The organism is bacterium (assembly GCA_021372515.1).
Classification (GTDB): Bacteria; Gemmatimonadota; Glassbacteria; order GWA2-58-10; family GWA2-58-10; genus JAJFUG01.
On sequence record JAJFUG010000180.1, the window covers coordinates 53886 to 72060 of the forward strand.

At 65.6% G+C, this 18175-nt stretch carries 14 protein-coding genes; 12 read left to right on the forward strand and 2 right to left on the reverse strand.

The genetic code is table 11. The annotated features are described in order from the left end of the window. Nucleotides 1-10: 10 nt before the first annotated feature. Together LLH00_16635 and LLH00_16640 are read right to left on the reverse strand one after the other, a co-directional pair. Nucleotides 11-718: a 2Fe-2S iron-sulfur cluster-binding protein gene (locus tag LLH00_16635; GenBank protein MCE5272908.1), complete on the reverse strand. Its 708-nt coding sequence runs from the start codon at nt 716-718 to the stop codon at nt 11-13. A gap of 8 nt (nt 719-726) precedes the next feature. Next, nucleotides 727-2550 carry an NAD(P)H-dependent oxidoreductase subunit E gene (locus LLH00_16640; GenBank protein MCE5272909.1) on the reverse strand — a complete coding sequence of 608 codons (1824 nt, stop codon included), beginning with the start codon at nt 2548-2550 and terminating at the stop codon, nt 727-729. 492 nt (nt 2551-3042) lie between these two features. Here LLH00_16640 and LLH00_16645 point away from each other — a divergent pair, with 492 nt between their 5' ends. The 12 genes from LLH00_16645 to LLH00_16700 all read left to right on the forward strand — a co-directional run bounded on the left by LLH00_16645 (nt 3043) and on the right by LLH00_16700 (nt 18046). Continuing rightward, the gene (locus LLH00_16645) at nt 3043-3504 is read left to right on the forward strand and encodes a hypothetical protein (GenBank protein ID MCE5272910.1); all 462 of its coding nucleotides are present in this window, start codon (nt 3043-3045) and stop codon (nt 3502-3504) included. A gap of 11 nt (nt 3505-3515) precedes the next feature. After that, nucleotides 3516-5387: a hypothetical protein gene (locus LLH00_16650; protein MCE5272911.1), complete on the forward strand. Its 1872-nt coding sequence runs from the start codon at nt 3516-3518 to the stop codon at nt 5385-5387. 245 nt (nt 5388-5632) lie between these two features. Beyond that, on the forward strand, nt 5633-6880 hold the full coding sequence (gene icd, locus LLH00_16655) for an isocitrate dehydrogenase (NADP(+)) (GenBank protein MCE5272912.1): 1248 nt from the start codon (nt 5633-5635) through the stop codon (nt 6878-6880). Nucleotides 6881-7167: 287 nt separating this feature from the next. Next, the gene (obgE, locus tag LLH00_16660; protein ID MCE5272913.1) at nt 7168-8181 is read left to right on the forward strand and encodes a GTPase ObgE; all 1014 of its coding nucleotides are present in this window, start codon (nt 7168-7170) and stop codon (nt 8179-8181) included. A 39-nt stretch (nt 8182-8220) separates the two neighbouring features. Beyond that, nucleotides 8221-9345: a DNA-processing protein DprA gene (dprA, locus tag LLH00_16665; protein ID MCE5272914.1), complete on the forward strand. Its 1125-nt coding sequence runs from the start codon at nt 8221-8223 to the stop codon at nt 9343-9345. A 23-nt stretch (nt 9346-9368) separates the two neighbouring features. Then, entirely contained in the window at nt 9369-10532 is a 1164-nt protein-coding gene (gene hemW, locus LLH00_16670) for a radical SAM family heme chaperone HemW (GenBank protein MCE5272915.1), read from the forward strand. 63 nt (nt 10533-10595) lie between these two features. After that, a complete protein-coding gene (gene hrcA / locus LLH00_16675) occupies nt 10596-11648 on the forward strand; it encodes a heat-inducible transcriptional repressor HrcA (GenBank protein MCE5272916.1) in 1053 nt (350 codons plus the stop codon). Between the two features lie 46 nt (nt 11649-11694). Beyond that, the gene (gene dnaJ, locus LLH00_16680; protein ID MCE5272917.1) at nt 11695-12864 is read left to right on the forward strand and encodes a molecular chaperone DnaJ; all 1170 of its coding nucleotides are present in this window, start codon (nt 11695-11697) and stop codon (nt 12862-12864) included. Nucleotides 12865-12889: 25 nt separating this feature from the next. Continuing rightward, nucleotides 12890-13672 (forward strand): 16S rRNA (uracil(1498)-N(3))-methyltransferase, encoded by a 783-nt coding sequence (locus LLH00_16685; protein ID MCE5272918.1) that lies wholly within the window; start codon nt 12890-12892, stop codon nt 13670-13672. Between the two features lie 126 nt (nt 13673-13798). Continuing rightward, nucleotides 13799-15064, forward strand: a complete 1266-nt coding sequence (locus LLH00_16690) for a hypothetical protein (protein ID MCE5272919.1) — start codon at nt 13799-13801, stop codon at nt 15062-15064. A gap of 113 nt (nt 15065-15177) precedes the next feature. Then, complete coding sequence (gene rpsU / locus LLH00_16695; GenBank protein MCE5272920.1) at nt 15178-15369, forward strand: 30S ribosomal protein S21; 192 nt, start codon at nt 15178-15180, stop codon at nt 15367-15369. Nucleotides 15370-15580: 211 nt separating this feature from the next. Beyond that, a complete protein-coding gene (locus LLH00_16700; GenBank protein MCE5272921.1) occupies nt 15581-18046 on the forward strand; it encodes a Smr/MutS family protein in 2466 nt (821 codons plus the stop codon). Nucleotides 18047-18175: the final 129 nt, after the last annotated feature.

Consider the following 18175-nt stretch of genomic DNA (forward strand, 5'->3'; position numbering starts at 1 on the left):
CCGGCGGGCCTCAGGCCTTGCCGGACTCGACATCCGCTCCGATCGGCGTGGCGTCGTACTGGCGCTGGCCGATGGGAACGCGGTAGGCGGTTTCCTTGACGATGATCGACCCGACCGGGCAGGCCTTGACACACTCGTCGTTCGGCGAGATGTCCACGCCGGCCAGGCCCCTGGTGCTGCTGGCCTTGACCCGCACCTTGCCACCACGGCCGATGAAGCCCAGGATTTCCTTGCCGTCCAGCTCGCTGGCCGCGCGCACGCAGCGTCCGCACTGGATGCAGCGGTTCCCGTCGATGAATATCGACTTGTGCGTGGCGTCCAGCTTACGCAGCGGGAACATGTAGGGGAAACGCGGGGCCATGATGTTCAGGCGGTAGGCCAGGGCCTGAAGCTCACAGGAGCCGCTGCGCTCGCAGGAGGGGCAGAAATGGTTGCCCTCGGCGAAAAGCATCTCGATGATCGCCCGGCGCAGGTCGTTCAGCTCGTCGGTGTTGTTCTCGATCACCATGCCATCGGCCAGGGGGGTGGTGCAGGCGGCGGCGTTGCGGCCGTTGGCCTTGATCGTGCAGACCCGGCAGCTCCCGACCGGACGCAGCTTTTTCATGAAGCAGAGGTGGGGGATGTAGACCCCGTTGTCCGCGGCCGCCTCGAGGATCGAGCGGCCCTTGTCGGCCTCGCACTCTTTGCCGTCTATGGTGAATCCCAGTTTATCGCTCATGTTCTCCTCTACGCCAGGTTAAGGGTTCGGCCGGTGGCGTCGCAGGCGTCGGCTACGGCGGCTTCCAGGTCGAAGCCGGTCAGATATTCGTCTTCCTTGATCAACTCCTCATAGCGGCTGCGGAAATTGGTCAGGGTGGTCAGGATCGGGTTGGGCGAGGTCTGGCCCAGTCCGCAACGGCTGGCGCTCTTGATTATCCTGCCCCAGTCGGCCAGGTCGTCCAGGTCCTTGCGCGTGCCGTGGCCCTCGAAAATCTTGCGCAGCTTGGACTCCAGCATCTGGTTGCCCACCCGGCAGGGCACGCACCAGCCGCAGGACTCCTCGACGAAGAAGCGCATGAAATTGTGGACCACCTTCAGCAGGTCACGCTGCGGGCCGATGATCATCAGCGCGCCGCCGGTGGGCATGTCGTCGAAACATATCTTGCGGTCGAAATCCTTGTCCCCGATACAGGAGCCGCTGGGTCCGCCTACCTGCACGGCCAGCGCGTCATCGGCGCCCACGATCGAGAGGATCATGCGGATCGTGATGCCCATGGGCAACTCGTACACGCCCGGGCGCTTGCAGTCGCCCGATATCGAGAGCAGCTTGGTGCCGGAGGAAACGTTCGTCCCCTGGTCTATGAACCACTGCGGCCCCATCTCGACAATCCGGGCGCAGGCGGCCAGGGTCTCCACATTGTTGACCAGGGTCGGCTGGCCCTTGTAGCCCTCCTGGACCGGGAACGGCGGCCGGTCGCGGGGTTCGCCGCGCTTGCCCTCGGTGGAGTTGATCAGGGCGGATTCCTCGCCGCAGATGTAGGCCCCGGCTCCGATCTGGATACGGATCTCGAAATCGAACCCGGCCTTTCCGGCCACGTCCTTGCCCAGCAGACCCTCTTTGCGGCGCTGCGCGAGCACGTCCTCCAGGAAAGGCTGCAAGTACTGATATTCTTGGCGCAGGTAGAGGATGCCCTTGGGCGAGCCGATGGCGTAGCCGGCCAGGGTCATGCCCTCGAACACCAGATCGGGGTTCTCGGTCAGGAGCACCCGGTCGGTGAACGTGCCGGGCTCACCCTCGTCCGCATTGCAGAACACGTAGCGGCGCGAGCCCTTGGAGCGCGAGCAGAATTCCCATTTCATGCCGGTGGGGAACCCGGCGCCGCCGCGGCCGCGCAGCTTGGCGGCCTTGACCTGCTCGATCACCTCCTGCGGGGTCATGGCGACCGCTTTGCGCAGGGCCGCGCCCTTGGCCATGGCGCCGAACAGGACCGGGCCTTTTTTGCGCAGGTTGTTGTTCACCATGGAGCGGATCAGCGGGTGGGCGTTGTTCCCGTCGCCCAGGCCCATCTCGTCCACCAGCGCCTGCACGCTCTTGCCGGCCTTGATCCCGGCCACGATCTTGCGGGCCTTGGCGGCGTTCAGGTTGACAAAGGGCTTGCCGGCGATCAGGGCGGCCGGTTCCTGGTCGCTCATCCCGATACAGGAGGTCTCGCTCAGCGAGATCAGGCCGTCCGCGGTCACCTGGCCGAAAGCGATCCCGGCCGATTCCTCGAACGCCTTCTTCACCTCCTCGAAACCCATCATTTCCGAGACCGCGCTGTTGTTCAGGTAGATCGGCACGCGTCCGGTGCTTTTTTCGCTCAGGAAATGGTAGAATGACACCACGCCTTCCACTTCAATCCGCGAGATTTCGAGCGTCTGGGCGATCATGTCGATCATCTGTTCCGAGACCCGGCCGTAGGCGGACTGCACTTTGCGCACCACGTTGATCAGGCGCGTCCGCTTGTTGTCCTCGGTCTCGGCGATCGCCTTTATCTCGCCGGCCAGTACTTTGGGGTCCAGGTCCTGCATACTCTCCCTCCCGGTTGGTCTGCTTGCGAGGTTAGGGTTAGGCGTTGTCGGAACATGTCATGTGAAAAGTCTCACGCTTATGGTATGGGTCATGTGAATAAAATCACAAACCGGCGCTTTTAAATCGAACGGGCCTGGGGGGGTGATTTGATGTATCAGGCGGCGTTCGTTTGCAGAGAGCAAGCTGGAACAGCCCGCTTGCGAGGTGACTTGATTCGGAATTAACAATCTATTGAACGCGCACCGGACTGTCAACAAAATATTTATTTGCTTATTTGAATATATATAATGACTTATGTAAATATCTCTGTAAAAATGCAACGATAACACGAAATATTAAAACATCACACCCTGCAGGGCCCGAAAGCCTTGACACTTGTTTTAAACGTGTGCTATGATAGATTGTCGCACAAATGGAGATTCAGCGGCTCGAAACAACGCGCAGCCGCTGGATCGTTGGCAGTCTGACCGTATTTGCGAAAGTGGTGGGGGATGATTTCCTATCCCGGACAGAACCGCGGAGAGAGCGAGCCCGGGGGCGACAAGCTGGTGCCCCTGCTGGAGGAGCGCACCCGTCTCGAGGAGCGCCTGCGCCAGATCGACCTGCGGGGCAAGGCGATGGAGCCGGAGGTGGTGCGTCGGGTGAGCGCCGATTACCGCACGCGCCTGGAATACCTGAGCAGTGAGATCACGCGCCAGGCCCGTCTGCTCGAGACCACTCTGTCCAGCTACCGAGAGCTGATCGGTCTGCTGGAGCGCGGGATCGAGCTGGGTGAGCGCTCGCTGGATGAGCTCAAGGTGCGCAGCGCCCTGGGTGAGTACAGCGGCGAGGACCTGGAGCAGATCGGGCGCGAAAAGAAAGAGAAAGTGGAATACTACCGTGGCAAGGCCCGCAGCTACCGCGCCAACGTGGAGCGGATCGAGGGTGTGCTGGGCCAGATTGCCAAGAACTGAGGTCGATAGAGATGCCGGACGGGACTGAAAAGAACAGCATCGCCGGGGACAGCCGCCTGACACCGGGGTTCCGGTTCATGGGCAAGAGCCTGGGCGAACTGCTCGAACTCAAGGCCAGCCTGCGCAAACGCCTGGCTTTCCTGGAGGAGAACCGCGCCCGGATCAGCCCGTTCGTGCTGCACAAGCTGAGCCAGGAATACAAGTCCTACCTCGACACCGTGGACAGCGAGCTGGCGCTCAACCTCTGCGAGTACGAGATAAAGCTCTCGGAGCTGCGCCTGTTTTCCAGCCAGCTCCAGCTTTTGCGCAAGACCTATTCCGACAACATCGAGGAGATTCGTCTGCGCCACCTGCTGGGCGAGTACGGGCCGGAGGAGTTCGACCGTCTGACCCGCGACCACGAGGAGCGCATGCGTATTTTCGAGGAGAACCTGGCGCGCTACGACAGTGAGGAACGCCGGATCCAGGCTTTCCTGGAGCAGACCGGGTTCAGCCGCGCGGAGATGGCGGCGGGCGCGGCAGCCGCACCCGAACCAGCCCCGTCCGCGCCGCAGGCCAAGGGCGCAATACGGGTCAAGGCCGAGCCGCAAGCCAAGGCGGAGCCGCAGGCCAGGGTCGAAACTCCAGCCCCGGTCATGCCCGCGCCGACTGCGCGAAGCGCTCCGGAGCCGGCCGCCGAACCGGTGCTCGAAGCTCCGGCCCCGCCCAAAGCCGAGGCCGTCCCGAGCACGCCGCCCCCAGCGGCTGCGCGGCTCGAATTGCGCCAGGCGCCAGCGCCCAGTCAGAAACGCCCGCCGGTCGAGGTCACGCCGTCGGATATCGCCGACCTGATGGGTCCCTCTCCGGTGGGCCGGCCGGGCAGCGAGCCGCAGCCGGAACCTGCACCGGAGTTCAAGAGCGAAACAGAGGGGCTCCCCGGCCTGGAGGAGATATTCGGCGCACCCGTCCCGGAGAAGTCCCTGGAGATGGCAGTCGCGCTGGATGCCGTTGCCCCGGCCGAACCCGCTACGCCGGTCCAGGGCCAGGCCGCCGGCCCGGAGGAGCTGTTCGAGTCCCTGCTTCAGGAACAGAGCGCAGCGGAGCCGGTGGCGGCTCAGGAAAGCGAACCGGTCGAAGCCGCTGCCGAGGCGGCCCCGGAGGCATTGGAGCAGTTCGCCACGGCGGGAATCCCGGAGCTTGAGATCAGACTGGACCAGGCCCCGACTGCGGCCGAGACTGCACTCGCCGAAAAGCAGGGCGCGGTCCAGGACGAGCTGGATGCGCTCGACTTGGACCTGCTGCAGATAAAGAACGCCGCTGCGGCCAAAAGCCCGGCGGAGGAGCCTGCGCAGTCAGAGAAAGAGCCCGTGGCCGCCGCGCCCTCGGTCAGCTTCGACCTCGACCTGGAGGCGCTGATGGAGGCCAACCGTGGCGCCGAGCAGGCGCCCAAGCCCGCGGCTCCGGTCCCGCAACCGCCTGTCGAGGCCGCTCCGGTCCAGCCCCCGCTGATCGAGATACCATCCGCTCCGGCCCTGGATGCCCCGGTCCCGGTCACGGACGCGGCCGAGCCGGAAATGATCCAGCCGCCGGCTGCGGCGGAGGAAGAGATTGAGCTGCGCTGGGAGCCGCTTCCACGCGAGAGCGCGGCTGAGCACGAGGTCCAGCCGGCCTCCGGCGTGCCGCAGACGGAGAAGGCCGCGCGGCGCGCCCTGCCGCTGGACGGCAGGATCGAGCTGACACTGGACCTCGACCGCACGGACCTCGATCCGCAGAAAATCCTGACCGTCAATCAGACTATCGACGCGATCAAGAAAAAGACAGTCAAGTGCCCCAACTGCGGGACCATGAATTACGCCATCCGCTGGTACTGCGAAAACTGTGAGGCCACTCTCACCACTCTCTGAGCCCGGGGCGATACTGAATGCGTGAGCCGGCGGAGCCGCCTGTCCGCCGGTTTTTTTTGTCCCCGCCGCCCTGGCCGCCGAACGAGTTGCCGCGACGGCGGTTGGACAGTATATTTTCAATGTCCGGCGCGATTGGGCTTTACACGTGCATGGCCCGTGACCGACCGTCAGGGACCATACCGTAAACGATTTCATGTTCGGTGCGATAGAACAAGACTGAACCAATACGCAAGGAGACCAGAGCCATGACCAAGATCGACATCTCAGCCCCGGCCGGAGCGGAGGCCATAAAAGCCAAGCCGGACGGCGCCCTGGCCGTGCCGGACCATCCGGTCATCCCGTTCATCGAGGGCGACGGCACCGGGCCGGATATCTGGGCCGCCTCGGTCCGGGTGTTCGACGCCGCGGTGGAGAAAGCCTACGGCGGCAGGCGCAAGATCCACTGGCTCGAAATCTATGCCGGCGAGAAAGCGTTCAACCGCTTCAACAACTGGCTGCCCGAGGAGACCCTCGACGCCGTGCGTCGCTACCTGGTGGCGATCAAGGGCCCGCTGACCACACCGATAGGCGGCGGTTTCAGAAGCCTCAACGTCACGCTGCGCCAGAAGCTCGACCTCTACGCCTGCGTGCGCCCGGTGCGCTGGTTCAACGGTGTGCCCAGCCCGGTCAAGCACCCGGAAAAAGTGGACATGGTGATTTTCCGCGAGAACACCGAGGATGTCTACGCCGGAATCGAGTGGGCCGAGGGCAGCCCCGAGGCAAAGAAGGTGATCGATTTCCTCAACGGCCAGATGGGCTGCTCGATCCGCCCTGACAGCGGTATCGGGGTCAAGCCGATCAGTGAGACCGGCACCAAACGCTTGGTGCGCAAGGCGATCCGCTACGCGATTGACAACAGGCGCCGCAGCGTGACCCTGGTGCACAAGGGCAATATCATGAAATACACCGAGGGTGCGTTCCGCGACTGGGGTTATCAAGTAGCGCGCGAGGAGTTCGGCGCGCAGACAATCACCGAGGCCGAGCTGTGGGACACCTTCGGCGGCAAGGCCCCGGCGGGCAAGGTGGTGATCAAGGACCGCATCGCGGACGCCATGCTGCAGCAGGTCCTAACCCGGCCGGATGAGTATGACATCCTGGCCCTGCCCAACCTCAACGGCGACTACATCAGCGACGCCCTGGTGGCGCAGGTGGGCGGCCTGGGCATGGGCCCCGGGGCCAACATCGGAGATACGATGGCGTTCTTCGAGGCCACCCACGGCACCGCGCCCAAGTACGCGGGCCAGGACAAGGTCAACCCCGGCTCGGTTATCCTGAGCGGAGTGCTGATGTTCGACTACCTGGGCTGGCAGGAGGCCGGGCAGATGATCACCCAGGCCATCGACCGTACCATCGAGGCGCGCACGGTGACCTACGACCTGGAGCGCCAGATGGAGGGCGCCCACCTTCTCAGTTGCAGCCAGTTCGGCTCGGCCCTGATCAAGAACATGGGTTGAGACCAGCGCTGGCGCTGGCACGAGTATCAAACTGCAGGAAAGACAAATCCCCCTCGGTCCCCCTTGTACAAAAGGGGGAGGCGGCTCTCTGCCGGCCGGTGAGAGGATTCCCCCCTTTTCCAGGGGGGCAGGGGGGATTAAGCTGTTTGACTATATGCAACTATCATGACATCAGGCTATGGCCATTATCTGTGTACCGTGCCGCTTTCATTAAAGATGGCCTCTTGATCCGTGGATCACAGGCGGCGTGAGCCTACAGGTATAAAACTGATTGCTAAGGTGGGCGGATGTTCGTAGACCGGGCCGAAATATCGGTGCGCGCGGGCGAGGGCGGCAAGGGGATGATCGCGTTCCGCAAGGAAAAATACAACCCCAGGGGCGGACCCTCCGGCGGCACAGGTGGCCGCGGTGGGAACATCTGGTTCCTGGCGGATGAGGACATGTCCACCCTGATGGATTTCCGCTACCGGCGCGAGTACCACGCCCCGCGCGGCGAGAACGGCGGTCCCAACGACTGCACCGGCCACAACGGAGAGGACGTGGTGGTGCGGGTGCCAGTGGGCACTGTGCTGCGCGATGCCGAGACCGGCCGGCTGGTGGCCGACCTGACCGAGAAAGGCCAGAAAGTCCTGGTGGCCGAGGGTGGACGTGGCGGGCGGGGCAACGCCTCTTTCGCCAACCCCACGCGCCAGGCCCCGGATTTCGCCGAGGACGGACGTCCGGGCCAGGAGTGCACGCTTCAGCTCGAGCTCAAGCTGATCGCGGATGTCGGCCTGGTCGGGTTCCCCAACGCGGGCAAGTCCACCCTGCTGAGCCGGGTCTCCGAGGCGCACCCCAAGATCGCCGACTACCCGTTCACCACGCTGACCCCGAATCTGGGGGTGGTGCGCACGGACACGGACTCGTTCGTGATGGCCGACATTCCCGGCCTGATCGAGGGCGCGCACGAGGGCCGCGGCCTGGGCCTGGAGTTCCTGCGCCACGTGGAGCGCACCCTGGTGCTGGTGTTCATGATCGATGTCTCGGCCGAGGAGCCGGAGAAACAATACGAAATTCTGGAACGCGAGCTGGAGGGGTACTCCTCCGAGATGACCCACAAGCCGCGCTGCCTGGTGTTCACCAAGCTGGACCTTATGCCCGCGGACCAGCCGCCGCCCAGGATCGATGACCCGGCCCTGTTCCTCCAGACAGGGATCAGCGCGGTCAGCGGGCGCGGCCTGGCCGATTTCACCCGCGACCTGATGCGCAAGGTCCTGGAGGTCCGCCGTCAGGCCGCCGCCTCTGTCCGCGATGATTTCTGAGCGCGTGCCGGAAAGCTTCCCATCCAGACCGGAGCCGGGATGAGCCTGCCCGAAGTCGATACCCTGCGCGACATGCTGCGCCTGCTGTTCGTGCCGGGCCTCGGCGCGGTGCGCCTTCGCCGCCTGCTCGAGGCTTTCGGCGGGCCCGCGGCGGCGGTGGCGGCGGATTTCGAGTCCCTGCGGCGCGTGCCGGGTCTGGCCGCCGGGCCGGAGCTGGAGTTCCTGGCGCGGAAGAGTTGGAACGAGCGGGCGGTGGAGGCCCAGCTCGAGCGGCTCGACAAGTCCGGCGCGCAGGTGATTTTCTACTGGCAGGAGAACTACCCGGCCTACCTGGCCCAGATTTACGATCCTCCTGTGCTGCTGTTCGCGCTGGGGGCCCTGGACTGCCTCAACCGTCCCTGCGTGGCCGTGGTGGGCACCCGCTCGCCCAGCCTTTACGGCAGCGAGAACGCGCGTGATCTGTCCGGGGCGTTGGCCCGGGCCGGGTTCACCGTGGTGAGCGGCCTGGCCCGCGGGATCGACAGCCTGGCCCACGCCGCCGCCCTGGACAACGGTGGCCTCACGGCGGCTGTGCTGGGCAGCGGGGTCGATAACCTCTACCCGCCCGAGAACGAACCGCTGGTGGAGCGCATGCTGGAGCACGGCTCGGTTGTGCTGAGCGAGTACCCCCTGGGCACTCCGCCGGATGGGCGCAATTTCCCACGCCGCAACCGCATAATCAGCGGCCTGTCGCGCGGGGTGCTGGTGGTGGAGGCCGGCGAGCGCAGCGGCGCGCTGATCACCGCCGAGTACGCCCTGGACCAGGGACGCGAGGTGTTCGCAGTCCCCGGGGATGTGGCCCGCGGCCTGAGCCACGGCGCCAACCGCCTGATCAAGCAGGGGGCCACGCTCGTGCAGAGTGTGGATGACATCCTGGAGGAGCTGGGCGGCGCGCCTGTACCGAGCCGTCAGACCGACGGCCAGCCGGAGCTGCCGGGACTCGGCCCCTGCCTGAGCCGCGAGGAGCGCCGGGTGTTCGACTGCCTGGACCGTCAGCCCCAGCACGTGGATGAGTTGGCCGAACGCAGCGGGGTGGAGGTCTCGCAACTGCTGGGGCTGCTCCTGCAGCTCCAGATGAAACGCCTGGTGCGCGAGCATCCGGGCAAGCTCTACAGCCTGGGTTGACCGGGAGAGGGAAGAGGGCGCGGGTGGAGGAAAGTTTTTCGTTGTATGTCCATGTCCCGTTCTGCCGCGGCGGCAAGTGCCTGTACTGCGATTTCTACTCCGTGCCGGACCGGGTCGAGTTGCTGGATGACTACCTGGACGCCCTGGGCCGCGAGGTCGAGGCCTCGGCCGGGCTCTGGCCACCGGCCGGCAGCCGGGTGCGGACAGTCTTTTTCGGCGGAGGCACGCCCTCGCTGCTGAGCGGGGCGCAGGTGGCTTCCGTGCTGGAGAAAGCCGCCGCAGTCTGGAGCCTTGACCCCGAGACCGAGATCAGCCTGGAGGCTAACCCCGAGGACGTGAGCCTGGAGGCTGCGGCCGGCTGGCGTGCGGCCGGGGTGAACCGTCTCTCTGTCGGCTGCCAGAGTTTCGCTGACCGCGCCCTGGCCGGCCTGGGGCGCCGTCACGACTCCGCCGCCTGCCAGGCGGCGCTCGATCGGGCCCGGAAGGCCGGGTTCGAGCGCCTGAGCGCCGACCTGATCCTGGGCGGGCCGGGCTGCACTGAAAGTATGGTGATCGAATCGATCGACACGGCCCTCGCTCTGGGGGCGGACCATCTGTCGATTTACGGCTACCATCTGGAAGCAACCTGCCCGGCCCACGCCGTCCCTGATTTCGCCGAGTGCGAGGAGTCAATCTACCGCGCCCAGTACCTGGCCGCCTGTGAGAGCCTGGCCCGCGCCGGCTGGCTGCATTACGAAATGTCCAACTGGGCGCGGGATGCGCGCTGCACCTGCAGCCACAACCTGGCCTACTGGACCGGACAGCCCTATCTGGGGCTGGGCCCCTCGGCGCACTCATTCCAGCCGCCCGACCGAAGGTTCTGGAACAAGCGCAGCCTTGAGGAGTACCTGAGTTACGCCTGGAGCCCCGGCGCGCCCAACCCGCTGCGCGAGGGCGAGTTCCTCTCTCCGCGCCAGCGACTGGCCGAGCACCTGATGCTGGGTCTGCGCCTGGAGAGTGGGGCCTCGGTGGCGCTGGTGGGCCAGATCCTGGGGCGCTCTACGGCCCAGGTTCTGCGTGAGCTGGACAGCGCCGGGCTCGTCCGCCTGCGCGACAGCCGCGTGCGGGCCACGCGCGAGGGGCTCCTGGTGCTGGACTCCCTGGTGGACCGGATTCTGGCCCGCGGGGAGTTTCCGCTTGACAAATAGGGGGCGGATTGCAAAAATTATGGCATATCAGGGGGGCTTTAACTCGAATAAAAAAAGGCCGTTATGACTTACGAGAACCAAAAGGCGCAGCGCGATGACCTCACTGAGCGCGAGGCGGTGATCCTCGAGCAGGTGATCGGCGACTACATCGCCACGGCTGCCCCGGTGGGCTCGCGTCACTTGTCGCGCAGCGGCGACAGCGGCCTGAGCGCGGCCACGATCCGCAACACGATGAGCGACCTGGAGGAGAAAGGTTTCCTCTGGCAGCCGCACCCGAGCGCGGGACGGGTCCCCACGGACAAGGCCTACCGCTTTTTCGTGGACACCCTGGCCCGTCGGCACAAGGTCCTGCCCAAGGGCCTGGAACGGATGCTCCAGCCGCTCTCGGGCGACCCGGCCCTGGAGCGGGTGGTCCAGCGCGCGGCCCAGGCGCTAAGCGTGCTGACCTGTGAGCTGGGCGTGGGGATCGCCCCGCTGGTGGATGAGGGCGTGCTGGAGAACGTTGACCTGATCCGGGTGGGGGCGGAGCGTCTGATGCTGATCCTGACCATCCAGCACGGGCTGGTCAAGACCATTTTCGTGGAGATAGACAGCCGGGTGAGCGACCAGCGCCTGAGCGGTCTGTCCGGACGGCTGCGCGAGCGCCTGGCCGGGCTGCCCCTGGGCGAGATTCGCCGCACGGCCCGCGAGCGGCTCAAGGATGCGGTGGAGGATGACGCCGACCCGCTCAACGTGTTCGTCCAGAGTGCGGACAGCATTTTCGAGCTGGGCGAGGGCGGCGGCGAACTGGTCCTGGGCGGGGCGGCCAAGCTGGCCAGCCAGCCCGAGTTCAGCGATCAGGTGAACCTGCGCTCGCTGATCGGCCTGACCGAGAGGCGCGACCTTCTGCTCGAAACCATGAAAAAGCGGGCTGGGGCCGAGGGCCTGCGTATCACCATCGGCGCCGAGAACGAGCTTTCGGAGCTGTCGAATTTCACCCTGATCACCGACACTTACCGTATCGGCCGGATGAAAGGCATAATAGGGGTGATCGGTCCGACCCGGATGAGCTACAGCCGGGTGATCTCGGTGGTCGAGTACACCAGCCGTCTGCTCTCCAAGGTGCTGGAAAGCTGATTCGATGAGGAACGAAGCGTAAGCCTGGAGGAGAAAGAGATTTCCAATGACCAAGCGTGACTACTACGAGGTGCTCGGCGTGGGTAAGGAAGCCACGGCCGAGGAGATAAAGAAAGCCTACCGCAAGCTGGCGGTGCAGTTCCACCCGGACAAGAACCCGGGCGACAAGGCGTCGGAGGAGAAGTTCAAGGAGGCCACCGAGGCCTACGAGGTGCTGCGCGACCAGGAAAAGCGCGCCCAGTACGACCGGTTCGGGCACGATGGGCAGTTCGCCCGCGCGGGCGGCGGAGCCGGAGGCGGGTTCGGCGGGTACCAGGATTTCGACCTGAGCGACGCCCTGAACGCGTTCATGCGCGATTTCGGCGGGTTCGGCTTCGGCGACCTGTTCGGAGGGGGAGGTGGCCAGGGCCGCGGCGGCGGGCGCGGGGCCAACCGCGGCGGCGACCTTCAGGTGCGCCTGCGCCTCGACCTGGAGGAGGTGGCCAGCGGGGTGGAAAAGACACTCAAGATCAACCTCCAGCAGGCCTGCACCGACTGCGGCGGCAGCGGCTCCAAGAGCGGCCGCACCTCTGTCTGCCCGGCCTGCCAGGGCAGCGGTCAGGTTCGCAATGTGCAGCGCTCCATTTTCGGGCAGTTTGTCAGTGTGAGCCCCTGCCAGCGCTGCGGCGGCACGGGCCAGGTGGTCCAGGACCAGTGCGACGCCTGCCACGGCGAGGGCCGTGTGACCCGCGAGCGCAAGATCAAGGTGAAAATTCCGGCCGGGGTGAACAGCGGCAACTACCTCACCTTGCGCGGCCAGGGCAACGCCGGGCTGCGCGGTGGGCCTCCGGGCGACCTGATCGTGCTGATCGAGGTGGAGGAGCACGAGAGTTTCGAGCGGCACGGGGACGATGTCCTGTACGACCTGCCCATCTCGTTCAGCCAGGCTGCCCTGGGCGCCGAGGTGGAGATACCAACTCTGGAGGGCAAGGCCCGGCTCAGTATCCCGCACGGGACACAGACCGGCAAGATACTGCGCATGCGGGGCAAGGGCCTGCCGCACCTGAACGGCTCGGGGCGCGGTGACCAGCTTGTGCGGATCACGGTCTGGACCCCGGGCAGCCTGTCGGCCAAGGAACGCGAGCTGTTCCAGGAACTGAGCCGGGTCGAGAGCCAGAGCCCGCCCTCGGCTGGGCGCGGATTCTGGAACCGGATGAAAGAGGCGTTCAGCGGCTGAGACATGCCGAGGGAGGCGGGACAGCGTGCGCGCCAGGAAATCCGGTGAGGATGAGCAGTTCGAGGAGCTGACAACCACGGCCCTGTACGTGCCGGCGGAGAATATCAGTGACGGCTGGCTGGAGTTCCCGGACGAGGAATTGCACCATCTGACCCACGTGCTGCGCCAGGGAGCGGGCAGCCGGGTCCAGGTGCTGGACGGCTGCGGTGGGGTTTGGTCCGTGCTCGTGGAGCGCCGCGAGGGCCGTCTGGCCGGACGGGTGCTGGAGCACGAGCAGGCCACCGCGCCCGTACCGGCGATAAGCGTGGCCCTGGCCCCCGGACGCAAGGAACGTCTGCGCTGGGCCGTGGAGAAGCTGGCTGAGCTGGGGGCGGCGCGGATAATCCCGCTTCTCAGCGCTCAGGTCTCGTTCCCCGGCGACCCCGGCCGTCTGCCCGAGCGCCTTCAGCCGGTCTGCGTGGCCGCGCTCAAGCAGTCGCGGCAGCCGTTCCTGACCCGGGTCGAGCCGCCGCTGGGTTTCGCAGATTTTATGAAAACATGCACTGCAGCAGAGGTGCAGGCGGTATTCTGCCATAAAAAAACTCAAACCCGCGCCCCGATAGGCCGAAATAGATTAGGGGGAGCGCGTGAGTTGGTTCTGGTGGTGGGGCCGGAGGGTGGCTTCGACAGCGCCGAGAGCGGGTCGATCCTGTCCAGCGGCTTGCCCTGCCTGGATTTGGGTCTGTCCACATTGCGTTTCGAGACCGCGGCGCTGGCCGGATTCGTTCTGCTGCGGCAGATGTTGCGTGGCGATCAGGGGTTGTACTGAAAGCCGCACCGTTATATGTTTGAATTGAATGTTAGGCCCATACAACAGTTAAACCCTGAACCAGATCGGTCCGGGAAAGCGCCGGGCCGCCGCCGGGGCGGCTGAAACCGGTTGAGGAGTTCGACCATGCAGGAGAGGGACATCAATGGCATTCTGCAAAAAGTCGAGGAGCTGAAATCAGTTTTCTCGTTCGGGGTCAGGTTCCTGCCGTTCCTGGAGGACCTGCTTGTGTTCGTCCAGGAAATGGCCCCCATGCTGAACGAGATGAACCAGTCCATCCAGGACAGCTCCAGTAAGATGCCCAAAGCCGTTCAGCAGCTCGATAAGGTGACAAGCGCCACGGAGCTGGCCACGAACGAGATTTTGGACAAGGTCGATTCCATGCTCGGCCGTCTGGACCAGGTGACCACCAATTTCAATGTTGTACGCGAACGCCTGTCCGCCGAACAAACCGCGCTTAGCGGGATCGCCGGGGCGATCGAGGAGCTTCTGGAGCTGCCCGGGGTGCGCGAGGGCCTCAACCGGGTGTTCGAGGACGAGAAAGCGCGCCAGAAGGGCGTCGAGATCAAGAAGATCGTCGATGAGTTCCTGTCCGGCAAGATCGGCGAGGATGTGCCGCAGTCAGTCGAGAACCTGCTGCAGGACACACAGACCGACGCCTACGACATAATGAACGCCCTGCAGGTGCAGGATATCACCGCCCAGCAGATCGAGGGCGCCCACGGCCTGCTGCGTTCGGTCCAGGAACGGCTGAACATGCTCATCACCAAGTACTCGGAGGCCGAGCCGCCGGCGATTTTCCGCGAGGCCAAGGCCCATGACATCAACGCCATCTTCGACATGGACGATGACCGTCAGAAGGCCGTGGACGAGGTGCTCGGCCAGAGCCCGGAAAACCTTCTGGCCGAGAGTGAACCCGCCCCGGCCGAGGCGTCGGATGAAAGCGATCTGCCCGCCTCCAGCGCTTTCGATGAAAGCCTGCCTGAGGCGGTCGAGGCCGAAGCCGAGGCCGAGGTAGCGGGTGAGGAGCCGAACCAGGCCGAGATCGACGAGTTGCTGAGCTGGGGCGATGGCGGCGCCAACGCCGCGCTGCCCGGTGAGGAAACGGCCGCGCTGGATGAGCAGGCCGCCGATGAAATGTCCGCGGAGGACCTGCTGGCCGGGGCCGACTTGACGGCCGTGGAGCCGGAGCAGGTCGAGGAACCGCTGCTGGAGGAGGTCATCCCGGCCGATTCCGGCAACGGGAAGCTTGAAGAAGTGGTCGTGGAGGAGCCGGAGGTTCCCAAAGCGAAAAAGGGACAGGGAAAAAATGAAAAGCCGGCCAAGGAGAAGGAAGACGGCGCGGCAAGCATAAAAATCTCCCAGGAAGAGATCGACAAGCTGTTTTCGTAGTGGACCCGGTGCCGAAAACAAATGTTTCTGCTCTTGACTTTATTAGCAACGCCAATTATTTTTTATTTTCACCGGGGTCAACTAACCGCAAACTCTTCCAGGGAGGTACCTGCGTGCCGGAAGTATATATCGATGAAGGCGAGTCCTTTGAAAAGGCCTTGAAAAAATTCAAGAAGAAATGCGAAAAGGCCGGAATCCTCTCCGATTTGCGCAAGCACCGTCATTTTGAGAAACCCAGCGAGAAGCGTAAGCGCAAGATGAACGCCGCCAAGAGGAAACTCAAGAAGGAGGCGCGTCACCGTTAGTCCCCTTCAGCGCGGGAGTCGGGAAATGGCCTGCGAAAAAATACTGAACAGGGTTCGCCTGCTTAAGTGAGCCTTCGACGCCTGGCACGGTCGGAGGCTCTTTCATTTTAGTGGCGCCCGGCGGCGCTTTTTTTATTTTTACCGTCAGGGCGACGGCAGCTCCTGGTGAAACAAACGGCTGCGAGAGAATGAACTCAGACCGGAAGACTATATGCTCAGCCAACAGACCCGCGACATCCTTGAATATGACCGTCTCCTGGCCCTGGTGGCCGGCTACGCGGTGAGTCAGGACGGGGCGGCGCACGTGCGCGCCCTGGCTCCGCTGGACGACCCGGAGGCGATCGGGCGGCACTATGACTGCCTGGACGAGATGCGCTCGATCACGGGCGAGGGCCACAATTTCCGGCCCTCCGCGGCGCCGGTGCTGGCCGGGCCCCTGGCCCGGCTGACCAAGGCCGGGGTGATCCTGGAGGGGGCCGAGATCGTGGCGGTGGGACGGATGCTGGAGGCGGCCGGGGACGAGCGCGGCTACATCCTGCGGCGCGAGGACTCGCTGCCAAGGCTGAGCGCGCTGGCCGGGGCTCTGGACAGCCAGGAGGAGATACGGCGCGAGATCGAGCGCACGTTCGACGAGAACGCCGAGGTGGTGAGCAACGCCTCGCCGCTTCTGAGCAAGCTGCGCCAGGATGCCCGTCACGTACGCGAGCGGATCGAGAAGCAGCTCGAGCAGATCTCGGGCCGTCTGACCGAGGCCGGCTCCACGGGCGACAATTTCGTCACCCTGCGCCAGGAGCGCTATGTCCTGGCTGTCCGCCGCGATGAGATGCACTCCTGCCCGGGGATAATCCAGGGCGAGAGCGGCAGCGGGGCCACCCTGTTCATCGAGCCGGAGCAGGTGGTCTACTCGAACAACCGGCTGCGCGAGATCGAGCTGGACATCCAGCGCGAGAAACTGCGTATCCTGGCCGCCCTGAGCGCCCGTCTCTGCACCTGCCGTCCGCAACTGGCCGACAACGTGCGCGTGCTGGCCGAGCTGGACAGCCTCTACGCCCGGGCCGTGTTCGCCCGCGAGTACGGTTGCACGCGGCCGGGCCTGACCCGTGGCGGGGCTTTCGTGCTGCGGCGCGCGCGTCACCCGCTCCTGCTGGAGCGCCACCTGAAAGAGGCCGATTCCCCGGCCGCTGCCGCAGCCGCCGCCGAGGCGGTGGTGCCGCTGGACATCGAGCTGGCCGCGGGCGAGCGCACGTTGCTCGTGTCCGGTCCCAACGCCGGCGGCAAGACAGTCCTTCTGAAGACCGCCGGGATCGTGGTCCTGACCGCCCAGAGCGGGATTTTCCCTCCCCTGGGCGAGGGCAGCTCGCTGCCGGTGTTCGCCGGGGTGTTCGCCGCCATCGGGGATGAGCAGTCACTGGACCGCGACCTTTCGACTTTCTCCAGCCACGTGCTCGACCTGGTCACTGCCATCGACTCGGGCAACCCGGACAGCCTGATACTGCTGGATGAGATCGGCGTGGGCACCGACCCGGCCGAGGGCGCGGCCCTGGCCGCCAGCGTGCTGGAGCACCTGACCCGCCGCGGCTGCCTGACCCTGAGCACCACGCATTTCGGCGAGCTGAAGCTCCTGTACGAGCGAATCCCCGGGCTGGTCAACGGCTCGCTGGAGTTCGACCCGGAGCGGATGCAGCCCACGTTCCATTTCCGGAAAGGGCTGCCCGGCCAGAGCTACGGCCTGGCGATCGCCCGCAACATGGGGATGAGCCCCCTGGTGCTGGAGCGCGCCGCCACCTACCTGACCGGTGGGGCGATCAACATCAACGAGTACCTGGCCCGTCTGGAGGCCCAGCAGAAAAAGCTGGAGGCCGCCACGGTGGAGGCCGAGTCACTCCAGGCCCGGCTCCAGATCGAGAGTGAGGCCCTGCGGCGCGAGCGCCAGGAGTCGCGCGAGCGCCTGGTTGAGTTGGCCCGCCGGGAGAGGGACTTCCAGAAGGAGATGGCACGCCGCGAGCGCGAGCACATGCTGCAGGCGCGCCGCAGCGTGGAGGAGGTGATCGCCCGGCTGGAGAGCCAGTGGCGCGAGGGCCAGGCCGAACAGGCCGCCCGTGTCGCCCGGCGCAGCATGGAGGAGCGGATCGCCGAGCTGCGCGCCGCGGCCGAGGCCGACACCGGGGCCGGTCAGTCCGGCCTGGGGGAGGAGGGTGAGCCGGGAGGAGCGTTCGAGGCAGGGGACCGGGTGCGCGTGGTCGGGCTGGGCCTGGAGGGCGAGATAGCCGAGGGCCCGGACAACACGGGCCGCTACACGGTGATCGCCGGGCGGGCCAAAATGAGCCTGCGCGCCGATGAGATGCTGCGCTCATCCAACCGGGCCGCCCGCAAGCGTCACACCGCCGGGGCCGGCTTCAGCGCGCCGGAGCCCGAGGCCGACTCCGCCGAGCCGGGCCGGCTGGACCTGCGCGGCCTGCGGGTGGATGAGATCGACCAGGAGCTGGACCGTTTCCTGGCCCGGGCGCGCGGGGCTGGCCTGGGCAGCGTGGTGATCGTGCACGGCAAGGGCACCGGGGCGCTGCGCAGCCGGGTGAACGAGCTGCTTTCCCGTGACCGGCGCGTGGCGGCGTTCCGCCTGGGGGCCTGGAACGAGGGCGGCTCCGGGGCTACTGTGGCCACGTTCGTCGCTGAATGAGCGGGACTGGAGATGCCATAGTGGCGCGGCGCGCTGTGCCATGCCCCTGCGAAACCCCGGGACAGGGCTTGCGGCCACGGCATTTTTTGCTCCTTGACGGCCCCCCGGTTTTGGAAAATGAATCAGAAC

Coding starts and splice junctions, on each gene's coding strand:
- LLH00_16700 (MCE5272921.1), top strand. CDS start 15,581: ATGCTCAGCCAACAGACCCGCGACATCCTTGAATATGACCGTCTCCTG.
- dprA (MCE5272914.1), top strand. CDS start 8,221: ATGAGCCTGCCCGAAGTCGATACCCTGCGCGACATGCTGCGCCTGCTG.
- dnaJ (MCE5272917.1), top strand. CDS start 11,695: ATGACCAAGCGTGACTACTACGAGGTGCTCGGCGTGGGTAAGGAAGCC.
- obgE (MCE5272913.1), top strand. CDS start 7,168: ATGTTCGTAGACCGGGCCGAAATATCGGTGCGCGCGGGCGAGGGCGGC.
- LLH00_16640 (MCE5272909.1), bottom strand. CDS start 2,550: ATGCAGGACCTGGACCCCAAAGTACTGGCCGGCGAGATAAAGGCGATC.
- LLH00_16645 (MCE5272910.1), top strand. CDS start 3,043: ATGATTTCCTATCCCGGACAGAACCGCGGAGAGAGCGAGCCCGGGGGC.
- LLH00_16690 (MCE5272919.1), top strand. CDS start 13,799: ATGCAGGAGAGGGACATCAATGGCATTCTGCAAAAAGTCGAGGAGCTG.
- hrcA (MCE5272916.1), top strand. CDS start 10,596: ATGACTTACGAGAACCAAAAGGCGCAGCGCGATGACCTCACTGAGCGC.
- icd (MCE5272912.1), top strand. CDS start 5,633: ATGACCAAGATCGACATCTCAGCCCCGGCCGGAGCGGAGGCCATAAAA.
- LLH00_16650 (MCE5272911.1), top strand. CDS start 3,516: ATGCCGGACGGGACTGAAAAGAACAGCATCGCCGGGGACAGCCGCCTG.
- LLH00_16635 (MCE5272908.1), bottom strand. CDS start 718: ATGAGCGATAAACTGGGATTCACCATAGACGGCAAAGAGTGCGAGGCC.